The 14026-nt window shown below is 41.3% G+C and carries 8 protein-coding genes and 1 pseudogene; 3 read left to right on the top strand and 6 right to left on the bottom strand.

Features of this window, described 5'->3' with window-relative positions:
- A pseudogene (locus I8751_RS21370) lies at positions 1-577 on the top strand (IS701 family transposase); the annotation flags it as partial.
- A 421-nt stretch (positions 578-998) separates the two neighbouring features.
- Positions 999-6599, top strand: a complete 5601-nt coding sequence (locus tag I8751_RS21365) for a translocation/assembly module TamB domain-containing protein (protein WP_214441117.1) — start codon at positions 999-1001, stop codon at positions 6597-6599.
- Between the two features lie 80 nt (positions 6600-6679).
- On the opposite strand, the gene I8751_RS21360 is transcribed toward I8751_RS21365, so the two are convergent.
- A complete protein-coding gene (locus I8751_RS21360; protein WP_214441116.1) occupies positions 6680-7504 on the bottom strand; it encodes an SDR family oxidoreductase in 825 nt (274 codons plus the stop codon).
- Positions 7505-7984: 480 nt separating this feature from the next.
- Positions 7985-9226 (bottom strand): tryptophan synthase subunit beta, encoded by a 1242-nt coding sequence (gene trpB / locus I8751_RS21355; RefSeq protein ID WP_214441115.1) that lies wholly within the window; start codon positions 9224-9226, stop codon positions 7985-7987.
- A 156-nt stretch (positions 9227-9382) separates the two neighbouring features.
- Between trpB and I8751_RS21350 the strand changes: the two genes are divergently transcribed.
- Entirely contained in the window at positions 9383-9712 is a 330-nt protein-coding gene (locus tag I8751_RS21350; protein ID WP_214441114.1) for a translation initiation factor, read from the top strand.
- Positions 9713-10000: 288 nt separating this feature from the next.
- Here the strand turns inward: I8751_RS21350 and I8751_RS21345 are convergent, their stop codons facing one another.
- From I8751_RS21345 to I8751_RS21330, 4 genes are all read right to left on the bottom strand, one after another.
- Positions 10001-10594, bottom strand: a complete 594-nt coding sequence (locus I8751_RS21345) for a Uma2 family endonuclease (RefSeq protein ID WP_214441113.1) — start codon at positions 10592-10594, stop codon at positions 10001-10003.
- Positions 10595-10673: 79 nt separating this feature from the next.
- Positions 10674-11120, bottom strand: a complete 447-nt coding sequence (locus tag I8751_RS21340; RefSeq protein ID WP_225894310.1) for a DUF2358 domain-containing protein — start codon at positions 11118-11120, stop codon at positions 10674-10676.
- A gap of 52 nt (positions 11121-11172) precedes the next feature.
- The gene (locus tag I8751_RS21335; RefSeq protein ID WP_214441119.1) at positions 11173-11379 is read right to left on the bottom strand and encodes a hypothetical protein; all 207 of its coding nucleotides are present in this window, start codon (positions 11377-11379) and stop codon (positions 11173-11175) included.
- Positions 11380-11605: 226 nt separating this feature from the next.
- Positions 11606-13825 carry an NHL repeat-containing protein gene (locus tag I8751_RS21330; RefSeq protein WP_214441112.1) on the bottom strand — a complete coding sequence of 740 codons (2220 nt, stop codon included), beginning with the start codon at positions 13823-13825 and terminating at the stop codon, positions 11606-11608.
- Positions 13826-14026: the final 201 nt, after the last annotated feature.

Genomic DNA, 14026 nt, shown 5'->3' with positions numbered 1-14026 from the left:
GAAAAGCGGTTGATTAGAGAAATAATTCACGGCAAACGACAAGAGAAAAGATATTGGCAGATTACCACAGACAGTGAGAATTTACCTGATAACACTACTTGGTATGTGATCAGTAAGTATCCAGACATTAACAAGCGAGATGTTGGTAATTTTTATGGGTTAAGAACTTGGGTTGAATATGGCTTGAAGCAAAGTAAAAATGAATTAGGTTGGGCAGGCAGATTATCGTCTAACTCACTACTGTGATATTGAACGATGGTGGGAGATTGTTATGAGTGCTTACTTGATGGTTAGTCTCCACTCTGAACAAATGCAGTTTTCTGTGCCAAAGTCACCATCAAAATTGGCTGAACATCCTTGGTGGGATGATGGCAAAGGTTGGAAGAATGTTCTGAACAATCTCCGTTTAATTGCCCAACCTTTTATCCTATTTAACCTGATATACCCCTGGTTAACAGTTTTTCCTATTCCCCAATTGTCCTTGGGTTTTTCTAAACTTCAATCTATTATTTATAATCTCACCAGTTCAATTTTCATTTTCCTGACTCACCCTGATTTCTACTTTTCCTCTGCCTAGAGTGACAAATGAGAGCTATTTTGGTGGCTTTATCTGTAGCTGGCTTTTAGAGAATTGGTATAAAACGTTGGAGGCAGAAGGGAAACAAAGTTGTTAGGAAAGTCCTTTTTTTCCCTTGCCTATTTGTGTAGCGCTCCGTAGGGAAAGGCAAATAATTTTAGAGATTTTTACGTAGAAAATGTTGATTATTGGTGGTTTAGCCAAAAAGCACATTTACCCGATTTGTATAGTCCGCACCAATGAACTCATGCATCTTTTCATACACTCAAAAGTTTATAAGCACTAGTAGACAAAATGGTCATCCTTTGAAAGGATGAATTCATAATCTATCTTAAAAAAGTTTTTAGAACTTAGTGTAAACAACTATGGTGTTTTCGGGTAGACAATAATCTGTTACTCGATTGCAGCACTGGTATCGACAATGACGAACTCTCCAAATTCCGGAAACGATCAGGAATCATCCAATCGTCGTCTGTTGCTTCTTCTCTTAGGACGTACCAGTCTGGCTTTAGGTGTCATTTTACTCACTGGAATTGCAATTGGTGCATGGTGGGCTAGAAATTACATATATCAAGATTTAGCACCGTTAGTAGAGAAAAATCTCCAAGACTTGCTGGGTCGTCCAGTCAAGGTTGGACAAGTTGAAAGTTTTTCCCTCTCTAGTCTCAGATTTGGTTCTCTAGCAATACCAGCAACGCCTACAGATGCAGACCGAGTAACAGCAGAAGCATTAGATGTGCAGTTCTCGCCTTTGCAAGTCATCTTCACCAGAAAATTAATTTTAAATGTCACATTAGTTCAGCCCGATGTCTATATCCAACAGGATAAAGATGGTAGTTGGGTAACGGCTGAAGTTAAGGCTGGAGAAGGAAAAGGTGCTATTGAAACCCAATTGCAAACACTGCGGATTCAAAATGGCGATGTAGAGTTGATGCCATTCGCCGCACCAACCAAACCAAAAGGTTCAGTAGTATTAGATCAAGTCAGTGGTATTGCCCGATTTTCATCTAATAATCAAAAAATTAGTTACGATATCAATGCTCAACCCGCCAGGGGAGGTGCAGTTAAAATTGTTGGTCAAACACAACCTAAAACCCAACAAACTAATCTTCAACTTTCAGCCCAAAATTTCCCAGCATCTAATATTAGTCGATTAATTGAGTTGCCAATTGCCTTGCAAGCAGGGCGTTTAGATGCTGACTTAACAGCTCAAATTCCACCAAATTTATCAGAAACAGAAGTTACAGGAACAGCTACCGCGAATCAAGTTACTGCCAAAATTCAAAATGTTCCTCAGCAAATTTCTAATTTTAATGGCAAATTTATATTTCAAGGTCAGACAGTTGCTTTAGAAAATCTAAATACAAATTTTGGCGAAGTTCCTATTGTAGCCAAGGGAACAATCAGTAACCAAACAGGTTTTAACGTTTCTGCTCAAATCAAACCTGTTAGCGCGAAAAATATCTTAGACACATTGAAAGTAAATTCATCAGTCCCAGCGACTGGGGAAGTCAAAGCAGATATTCAAGTGCAAGGGCCGATTCAGCAGCCAATTGTCAGTGGTACAGCAAGCAATACAAAACCGATTCAAGTTGACCGCTTGCTATTCCAAACTATTAATACTGACTTTCGCTTGGATGTAAGTGAAACTGCATCTCAAGTTGTCGTATCTAATTTGAAACTAGTCCCAGCCGCAGGTGGTCAAATTACAGGCGGCGGTCAAGCTACATTGGGAGACCAAAGTAAAGTATTATTTAATGCTCAAGTTGATGGTGTTTCCGGGGATATACTAGCACGAAGTTACGGTGTGAATCTACCGATCGCAGTTGGAAATGTCTCAGCAAAGGCACAAATTTCTGGCTCACTGAATCAACAACCATTGGCACTTAATATTTCTACTGTGCAAGTAACACCGCCAACAGGGGGACAAGTTACAGCCAGCGGTCAAATTCAACTCGCACCCCAAGGACGGGTAGCTTTAGGTATTCAAGCACAAAATTTACCAGGAAATGCGATCGCTCAAGGTTATGGCGTTTCTACTCCGGTTAATATTGGGGGGGTATCCGCAAAAGCTACGGTTTCTGGTGCTTTAGGTACACCGTTAAACGTGAATGTTGCTAGGGTGCAGGCAACTCCAGAAGTCGGAGGACAAATTATAGCCAATGGTCAACTCCAGCTAGCACCCCAAGGTAGGGTAGCGTTGAATATCCAAGCTCAAAATTTACCAGGAGATGCGATCGCAAGAGCATATAACTCTTCACCTAACATTACCATTGGTACTGTCTCAGCCAATGCGAAAATTTCTGGCTCTCTCAACAATTTGCGGGCAGTAGCGCAGGTACAAGCACCAGGGGCGGCTTATCCGATTCGGGGACAAGCTGTAATTACTCAACAAGGAAGGAGAACCATTGTACCCAATGCTTTTTTAAATGTGGCAGGTGGGACAATTACAGCTAGAGGTCAGGTAGCACAACAACGCTGGCAAGCTTTTGTTAAAGCCCAAAATTTGCAATTGAGCCGTTTTGCTCAGATACCAGACCAGTTTCAAGGGATTTTAAATAATGCGGCGTTGAATTTGTCAGGAAGCACTACTGCTTTTCAACCCTCAACCATTCAAGCTACCGGACAAGCTAACTTAAGTGTCGCTGGAGGTGAGGTTAACGTCAGCCAGATTAATCTTGATGATGGTCGTTGGCGAGTGCTGGCCGACCTTAACAAAATTCAACTCAACCGTTTTTCACCACAGCTACAAGGAAGACTCAATAGTAATGTCCAGTTAGCAGGTACAACAGCATCTTTTGCTCTGCCAGATATTCGAGCCAATGCAAAAATTCGAGTCCCCCAAGGGATAGCACCGCTAGCACAACCACTCACAGCACAAGTGCAATGGAATGGTAAACAGATTATAGTGCAAAATGCATCTACCCCAGGAGTGAATGCGACTGGTGCGATCACAGTTCAATTCCCGGAAACTGGCACACCGGAAATTGCTGGTTTTAATTTAGATGTGGTAGCCCAGAATTTCAACCTTAAAAATACTGGCTTTGATGTTCCTGGAGATATTGCTTTAGCGGGGTTACTCGATTTTAATGGACAAATCACAGGCACTCCAGCGGTTCCTAACGCCAGTGGCAATATCCGACTGCGGAATTTTCAAGTCAGTGATTTGGAATTTGACCCAGTTTTAGCTGGAAACGTCAACTTTCAAGGAGGACAAGGGGGAAGACTCCAACTATCAGGTACACAAGATGAAATTGCTCTTAACCTGAATGCAGATTATCGCCCCACTTCATTTTTATTCCGCACTGATGAAGCAGTCGCTACGGGTAGAACCGAGGGAGATAACTTAATTGTCAACGCTCAAAACTTTCCCATTGCTCTTGCTAGTGGCTTCTTACCTAACAATCAATTGCAACCACTTGGGGGAAAACTATCTGGCAATTTAGCTGTTAATTTAAATAATTATGCCCTAGCTGGAGACGTTGCGATCGCTCAACCTCGTGTTGGTAGAGTTACAGCAGACGCATTTCGAGGTAACATCAATTATGCCGATGGTGCTGCCAGCTTAGCGAATGGTCAACTGCAAATAGGAGATAGCACCATCGCCTTAAGTGGCAATGTGCAAACAGGAAACGACCCGCAGTTTCAAGTGCAAGCTGATTTTGCCCAACTGAGAATCCAAAAACTCTTACAAGCGTTTAATATTTTCGACTTTCAAGACCTTGGCGGGGGGTTGGATTCTCCGGATTTAGCTGGAGCAGATGTCCTTGACACTGTACCGATTAATTTGCCTAACGCAGACTTAATATCACAGTTAAAGTATTTTTCCCAGATAGAAACATTAATAGCTAGGCAACAGCAGACAGAAGAGACACAAACAACAGCGGCTTTACCCCCCCTGACAGAATTAATGGGTGCTTTAAGTGGAGCAATTCAAGCCAGAGGCTCATTAAGGTCTGGGTTAAATGTCGGTTTTAATTTGCAAGGTGATAACTGGCAATGGGGTAACTATTCTATTAATGAAGTTGTTGCTAATGGCACTTTTACAGATGGTGTCGTCACATTATCACCACTACGCGTTGGCATTAATCAAGGATTAGTGGCTTTTTCAGGACAGCTAGGAACTGAGCAATTGTCTGGAAATTTAAAAGTAGCAAGTTTACCCTTGTCACTATTAGAGCCTTTTATAGAACAATACCCCATAGATATCACTGGTCAAGTGAATGCTAACGCCACTTTAGGAGGTAGTTTACAAGACCCCAGTGTCAATGGAGATATAGCACTGGCAGATGCAACTTTAAACCAACAACCTTTGCAAACAGCCCAGGTAAACTTTGACTATGATAATGCGCGGTTGAATTTTGATAGTACTTTGTTGGTGACGGGAAACCAACCAGTAGCAATTACAGGTAGTATACCTGCTCCGTTGCCTTTCGTCACAGCACAACCAGACAGCAATCAAATTAGTATCAACGCCAGTGTTAATAACGAAGGCTTGGCATTATTAAACTTGTTGACTAACAATCAAGTTGCTTGGGTAGATGGTCAAGGGCAAGTGGATGTCAACGTCCAAGGTACTTTAAATCAGCCAATTATCAACGGCAATGCCACAATCAATAATGCCACTTTGCGCGCTCAAGCTTTGTCTGAACCTTTAACGGATGTCACAGGGACATTGCAATTTAATGGCAATACACTCAATGTTCCAGGTATTCAAGCTAATTATAATCAAGGGCAAGTGACTGCATCAGGAATCCTTCCCGTTTTTTCTTCTCAATCGGGTGTATCGAATCCTTTCACAGTATCAATCACAGACCAGTTAGATGTGCAACTGCCACAATTGTATGAAGGTGATGTTAGTGGCGATGTCGTAGTTCGGGGAACAGCATTAAAACCGGAAATTGGTGGAGAGATTCGGCTGAGTGATGGTCGCGTCATCATTGGAGAATCAGCGACTGCTGGCTCAAATCCAGCCGCGACAACAGAGGGTAATAACAGTACAGGTACTGAAGCAGTAGCTAACACTAGTGCTACCACATCATCTGGTTCAAATCTAGCTGCGACAACAGCAGGTAATAATGTTGCAGGAAATAAAGCAGCAGCTAGTACCAACGCCACCACTTCATCCAACTTACCTATCAGTTTTGCAGACTTCCAGATTATCCTGGGTGACGATGTTAATGTTACCACTACGTCTCTACTAGACTCTGTACCGGGAGGAGACTTATTTAGCCAGCCCATAGTCAGTTTTCAAGCAAAGGGCGACTTAACTATTAACGGTACTTTAGCTCAGCCTCGCCCTGAAGGAGTCATTCGTTTAACAGGAGGACGATTGGCTTTATTTTCAACTGAGTTTACCTTGGCACGGGGCTATGAGCAAACTGCACAATTTATTCCTAGTCAAGGACTTGACCCTAACTTAGATATCCGATTGGTGGCAATTGTACCTGAAGCATCAGCAATAGGTAATCGAATATTGGAATCACCTTTTTCTGCGGAAATCAGTGATGTTCCAGCTACCAATTTCGGTACTTTACGTACCGTTCGTGTTCAAGCAAACGTCAACGGCCCAGCTAGCGAATTGAGTGAGAATCTGGAACTAACAAGTGAACCTCGTCGTAGTGAATCAGAAATTGTCGCTCTTTTGGGTGGTTCTATTCTTGGTGGCTTTGGTCAAACAGACGCTACCCAAGGGCTGACTAATTTTGCTAGCTCTACTATTTTAGGTGGTTTACAAGGAACCATTACTGCGGTGGGACAGGCTATTGGTTTCAGTGAATTTCGCATATTTCCTACTCCTGTTACTGGTCAATCATCTACATCGTCGATTCTTGATTTATCAGCAGAGGGTGTGTTTGATATCAGTAGAAATTTCTCTGCCTCTTTATCGCGGCCTTTGTCTAGTGATGGGTCTTTCCGTTACAATCTGCTCTATCGACTCAACGATCAAATTTTGCTCCGAGGTTTAACTAATTTGGGGGATGAAAACCAATTATTTTTTGAGTATGAAACCCGGTTTTAGGACACAAATCAATTGACTAAACACCTTGATTTATTGGCGTTTATCGACGGTTGATTATTCTTATCTGAATGTATTGGATTTTAGGAAACTATTTGGGAAAAAAGTTTCTCCCATTCAATTGCAGGTGGTCTTGCTCCTTTATTAACTAATTCAAAAATTTGCCCTTCAGTGGATGGGTAAAGAATGCATTCCACACAAGCTGCTGCAACGTCAATCCGGCTAGCATCACCTGCAATCGTGTCGCCAGTACCCAACACCACACCAAGCTTACCTCCTGTTTTTGCTCTCAAAAGGGTGTTGAGGTCGTAGGAAGTATATGGGCCATCAATTAAGCGTCCTGGGCGGATAATAGTGTAGGGCAATCCCGAATTAATAATCGCTTCTTCACCTTTTTGTTTGGCATCAAGTACGCCAAAAGCATTGAGAATATTAAATGGTAGCTGATTTTTGCGGAGAATCCCACAAGAAGACACGAAAACGAACCGCTGGAGATTGTGGGGTGCTGCTGCTACTAAGTTACTAACGCCTTGTGCATCCACTTTTGTGGGTGTATTTTTTGCCTTTTTATCTCTATATGCGGAATCCGAAAAAATCATTCCCCATTCAATCAAGTTAGGCTGAGGGTCAAATTCCCATCTAGCTGAAGGAAAGGCAGTAGTCCCAGTGCAACAGATGATGTGTGTTACATCCTGAGTTGCTGAGGAAAGTGTAGACAGTTCGCGTATGTCACCAACTACAACTTCCACTTTGTTATTAAACATGTTTGCGGCTTTTGTAGGATTGCGTGTGAGAACGCGCACCTTAAACTCTTTCTCTAGCAGCTTTGCTACTACAATCTGCCCTACTCCACCAGTAGCACCAGCTACTAATACTAAATTTTCCTCTGACGCTTTTACAGAAGTCATAACTGCCCTTAAGATGGTCTATTGTTAATCTACTTAAAAAATTGAATAGATTGTTTGTTACCACCAAAGAAACACAGTCAAAAGCCCGGCCGTTATGACCGAGCTTTTGAGACAGGGGATATATTCCCCAAACTGTTAGTTATAGAAGTTCTGTATAAATCGCTGTGTTGTTAAGTAATACCACTAGAGCTTCGGCGATTCCGGAAAATTATAAAACAATTTTGGGGCAATTTTGCTAATGACCGAAACATTTAGCCAATGGCAAGAATGGTTAACTGTAGTAGCCTATGTAGGGTTTACAGTTTTCATTATTTGGCGCGTGTTTACCACACAGAAGAAATGAAAAAGCGGGGGAAAGGGTAAAGGGTAAAGGGTAAAGGGATGAATTAGGTCACTCTAACATTGGTCTCGCTTTTACCCTTCCCTTTATCCCCAGAGGAAACCCCATCTTTTCTTTTCCTCCTTACCCTTGTTCATCAACTAAGCAGGAATTAAAAACTTAGCTACTGTTTGTACATCCTTATCACCGCGCCCAGAGCAGTTAATCACAATTTTGGGACTACCGCTGAGCTGAAGACATAGGGTTTCTAGGTAGGCGATCGCATGGGCGGTTTCTAATGCTGGTATAATTCCCTCTAATCGGGCTAATTGCTGGAATGCCGCTAAAGCTTGTTCATCAGTCACACTGTAGTATTCGGCACGACCAATATCCTTCAAATAGCTGTGTTCTGGCCCTACACCGGGATAATCTAAACCTGCACTAATCGAGTGTGCCTCAATTATTTGTCCATCCTCATCTTGCAGCAGATAGCTCATTGCCCCATGTAATACACCGACTTGTCCTTTTGTCAAGGTTGCTGCATGTTTTGTGGTATTGACACCTTCTCCGGCTGCTTCAACCCCAATTAATCTTACAGACTGGTCATTGACAAACTCGTAGAATAATCCCATTGCATTGGAACCACCACCCACACAAGCCATGAGAATATCAGGCAATCCGCCCCACTTTTCTATTGCTTGGGCGCGGGTTTCTTGTCCAATTACTGCATGAAAATCACGTACCATCATTGGGTAAGGATGAGGCCCTGCGACCGAACCCAAAATGTAGTGAGTCGTTTCGACGTTTGTCACCCAATCTCGAATTGCTTCAGAAGTTGCATCTTTTAAAGTCCCTGTTCCAGCCTCTACCGGACGCACTTCTGCTCCCATCAGCCGCATTCTAAACACGTTCAAGGCTTGGCGTTCCATGTCATGAACACCCATGTAAATTACGCATTCCAGTCCAAAACGAGCGCAAACAGTTGCTGTCGCCACTCCATGTTGTCCAGCACCTGTTTCGGCAATAATTCGCTTTTTGCTCATGCGCTTTGCCAATAACACCTGACCAAGGGCATTATTAATTTTGTGAGCGCCTGTGTGATTTAAGTCCTCACGCTTTAAATAAATCTGCGCCCCTGTGCCATCTGGGCGGGCATAATGACTGGTAAGGCGTTCAGCAAAATACAATGGTGTAGCGCGTCCGACATAATCTCGCAGCAGTTGTTGTAGTTCTGCTTGAAAACTAGGATCATTGCGGTATTGCTGATAAGCTGTTTCTAGTTCAGCAAGAGCAGGCATCAGTGTTTCCGGGACGTACTTACCGCCAAAGCGTCCAAAGCGTCCTTGTACATCTGGAACCTGAGAATTTGAGGGAGAACTTGGAGAGAGGGGAGTTGTAGTCACGGACTGATTTTATTACAGAACGAACTTCACTATTATAGGAAAGTCTGAAGCAGATAAGATACGATCCTTACTAGAGATATAGATGTGAGGAGAAAATCTTACCCCTACACCCTTAGTAAATAAAAGTAAAACTCTTTGTTCTAAGTCAAGATTTATATGTCTTCCAACAAAAATTTTGCCTACCGCGAATTTGGCGGTGATAACTCTCCAGCTACAGAAAGACCAATTTCAGAATTACCCCCCCAACAACAAAATCTCAAAGTCCAAGCTTCCCGTAAAGGACGCAAGGGTAAAACTGTGACTGTGATTAGTGGTTTTCAAGCCAAACCCGAAACTTTGGCAGATTTAGTCAAACAATTGAAAACCCAGTGTGGCACAGGTGGCACAGTCAAAGATAATGAAATTGAAATTCAAGGCGAACATAAACAGAAAATTCTTGAAATTTTGACCAAGCTAGGTTACAAAGCTAAAATTAGCGGCGGTTAGTACCGCTGCGCGCAAATCAAAAGTCAAAAGTCAAAAGTCAAAAAGCTTAATTTTATAGACTTCTCATCGATTTGTTATCGTAATAGTAATAGTTGAACATTGATACAAAAATTTACATGTTTAATTATACATAAGTCTAAAAAGCCTAAATTTATATAGTTACACGAACCTTTACTCTACTGCAAAATGGGAATTTTTAGGCTTTATAGAACCAAGTCTTACTTCTGGGACATTGTAAATATTACACTTTTTATATCGTCTGAGTTTTAATTCACTAAAAAAAATGTATTAATTTTCTTCATCGCTTTCTGCGAAATTCACTTGCTCGTAAAGGTCGCTTAATTGAATTTGAAAATCAATCGTTTGCAGTTCTAAAGTTGCAGATTCGCCTTCAAGTTCACTAAATAACCATTGGCCTTCCGCAGTTTTTACATATTGCATCACATGATGATGATATTGGTTGATTAAAATATATTCTTTAAATTCAGGGATGGAACGATAATATAAAAACTTATCTCCTTGATCGTAGTTTTTTGTGGATTTAGATAAGACTTCTGCAATTAGTAAAGGATTCATGACAGTAGTCGTATTTGTTCCTGTGTATACAGGTTGTCCCTGAATTACCATCACATCTGGATAGCTGTACTGCCGATATCTGGGTATCCACAAGCGGACATCAGCCATATAAAGATCATATTTTTTGCCCCTCAAAGCAATCTTTAATGATGCAGCTAAATTCAGGGAAATTTTATTATGATTAGTAGTACCACCCGTCATCGGAATAATTTCTCCATCGCGGTATTCGCTTCTAAATTCTGCTTTTTCTTCAAGTTCTAAATATTCTTTTGGTGTGTAATAACGTTTTTGTACTTCTAATTGCATAAATTTACCACTTAATTAATCAGTTAAAGCAAGAAACGCGATAAATCGCTGTCTCTACATTTTATTTACAAGATGTCTATTAATTGTCTACTCCTTTTTGCCAAAACTGCGCTAAAATTTCGCTTGGTTTGCGATCCCAAGTATCAATATGTTCATATATCAAAGTATCTGGACTGAGTTTATATGTTGAATAGCCATTAAACAAAATACGCGCTTTCCAGGGAACACGTAAAACTCCGCGAACAGTCCACTTTGCTAAAATAGTATCTTCTGCTGACTGGTATACTTCATGTACATCAAAATAAATTTGTGTAAAAAATAGTCGAGCGTGAAATCGTAACGTCCAAAATATAATGCGATAGTTAAATTTCCATTTGAATTTATTCACAGGGTCTTGAAAGTAGATATCTTGTGTATAAATGTTATAAGAAATATCTTTTTCAAAAAGTGTTGGTAAGTCTTGTTTAAGAATTTCAATTACTTGTTCTACTGGCAATTTATCTTCCACGCGATTAAAAATACTCAAAATTAGGATATTTGTAAAGCCACGAATTATCAAGGCATACTTTTATTTTATGTTAATGCGATCGCGCTTCGCAGTGAGGCTGACGCAGTAATCGCCAATGAATCGGTTCTTGTCCTGTGGGAGGTTGGACTTCCAAAGCTTCTACTGCATAAAGAGTTACACTAGGAAGATAACCAAAAACGCTTAATTTATAGCCTCGTTCATGTTTATCTGAATGGTCAATCTCTCGACTCCATAGTTTTAACGTGCTTAATCTCAAAAAAGGGGGACTAGGGAGGATCAACTAGTGTTTAAAATCATAGCCATACACTTTTCAAACACCCTCTTAGATTTATCTCTGTGTACTCAGCGCCTCTGCGGTTAGATTTACTTTTAAACCACAGAGGCGCTGAGAGGGGTGAGGAAGAACAAGAGATTTTTCGATCCCTTTGAAAAGGCTATTACGCAATGTACAAAGGTAAATCGGTTGTTTCAGTCTTTTAAACTCATTTTGGCAGGCGATATACAATCACCTTTCCTTTCGCATCTTCTTCAACAAATACTAGATACTCACCATTTGAACGGCGAAAAGCACGGATACCGTGGGGTATATCAATCCAGCCACTTTCACCTGCAACTTCAGGGCCGGGTTTCAACTTTTTTGCAGAAGTTCCTGTTTTTGCATCGTAGACATATACTTCTGCCGTTTTAAAGGTTACAGCAAATACATAATCACCCGCTACACTCATGGCTGCGGTCGCTACTTCACGTTTACCAGTAATGTCGTAAGGAACTACAATCCGCCAACGGGGGGTGCGATTACCTTTACTCCAATTATCAAAACGGGCAATCTCAGATCCCACAACTTTGGTATCATCCCCAACCGCTGGATGATCTTTAGTGAAGCCTGACAAGTACATAGTATCTGTTTGGGGAAAATACTCAATCCGTCGCAAATCTGTAAAGATGCTCGGAGTTTTTTCCTTTTGCATGGAACTATAAGTATAGATGGGGTTGCCATTGGAATCTATTCCCTGTAGAGGATAACGCCGAATGCCATCTTGAGTCCGCAAGGTTTTCCAAATATCTCCTTGACTATCTACCCACCATCCCCCTATGTAAGGGTAATCTTCGCTGTTATCATATTCACCTTTGTCGAATGCACCGTTACCGTTTTTATCGCGCCAAATCCATTCTCCTTTTTCTGGCTGATGGGGTGGCCAATTTCCCACGATTGATTTTTTCCCTCCGCCATGAGTGCCAACAAACATACCCGCAGGAATGGCAATTTTGCCGTCTTTCGAGGGATTAAAACGATAAATTTCCAGAAAGCTGCTGTACATATCTGTGAGAAACAAAAAAGGCTGGCCTTTGATGCGCCGGACAAAGGTAGCATCTGGTGATGTATGTAAGCGGGGATCTTGAGGATATTTGAAGGCGTTTAATGTGTAGTCTTTGTAAGTCCATTGCTTACCAGCAGGCTTACTGTAGTCCATCAGGTAGCGTTCTTGCTTGGTGAATACATCTACTCCATCAGTTTTGGGGTCAACATCAGCGTTATCGACAAACAGCAACCCTAGCAATTGCCATAGTTGTTTACCTGAAGGTGAAAACTTGCGTAAATCTGTGCCTGATTTGTTGAAACCGTTACTATTTACATAAATATTACCTGCGGCATCTGCACCCACGCCAGTAAGACCGTACAGTTTTAAATCTTGAACTTCACCAGGAATCCCTGCATAAATACCGCCTTTGCTGCCAAAAGTCCCAGCCTGCATTGGTTGGCCTTTGACGTTGTAAATTAGCACTTGCTGACGAGGGCCATTTTCTGCCACTAACAGTTTACCTTGACGATCAATGGCGATCGCTGTTGGTTCAACTACATCGGTAATTTGTTGGGGTAGTTGCTTGCCTGTCTGGGAATAATGGACAATTTTGGCAGGATTATTCCCATTTTTGCTTTGAATAATCCATAGATTACCTTGTTTATCAATAGCGATCGCGCCTGGATTGGTAACGCTAAAGTCGCGTACTTCCTTCATCGTGTCGGTATTATAAACGCGAATGCGGTTGGTGGCAGTATCACTTACATATAACTCGTTACCCGTTGTTGCTAATCCAGTAACTTCACTTTTATTACTAACGATTAACATACTTTTATCCCAGCCACGTCCTTTGTCGAAGGGTGTGGGTTTTCCAGACAAGTCATAGCGTCTGACACAATACCAAGTAGTGCCATCTGGAGGATAATCTTGATTGATTTTGCCAACAGCCCCCTGAACCATCGCCATGTAAATATATTTACTATTGGCTGTTATCGCTTTACCGCCCCCACGACTCCAGCCATGAGTATCATTCAAAGCACCAATGACATCGCCATCTTTATATATTCCAGCTTCTGCCCCACTTTCATCCCAGAAACTATTGGTATATACTGTGCCATTTGAAGCAACGTACATTGTTTCAATATTATTTTGTACCCACTTTTTGCCACCACCAAAAGTATTACCTATCCAAGATGTTTGGTAAGTTTTTGCAGGTACTCCATTGACAGTCCAATCTGCTGTCATTTCAACTGAGATTATTACCCCTGCGATCGCTAAAGTAAAAAGTAAAAATTTTGCGTTCTTGAAGTTCCGAAAATATCTACTTTGGAATAGTTTTTTGACTTGGTGGGTGATATCTTGAGAAAGTTTATGAAGCTGCTCTATTAATTGATGTCGCATACAATTCCTAAAATTTTAATTACTTTTACACCCTGATCAATACTGGTATTAATTAACCAGTTTTGAATAAAAGTAATCATGAAAAGCTCCAGTCGTCAGTAGAATTTTTTACAGAATGATGGTTACTGAAGCTAACAAAGATTCTTAAAGCATATTTGTGCCCACTTTAAGTTTATCTACCTGAAGTTCAAAATTGATTGA

This window comes from Atlanticothrix silvestris CENA357 (assembly GCF_016056295.1).
GTDB classification, from domain to species: domain Bacteria; phylum Cyanobacteriota; class Cyanobacteriia; order Cyanobacteriales; family Nostocaceae; genus Atlanticothrix; species Atlanticothrix silvestris.
The sequence above is the reverse complement of the archived record's forward strand: the minus strand, read 5'-3'. Positions and strand labels throughout refer to the sequence as shown.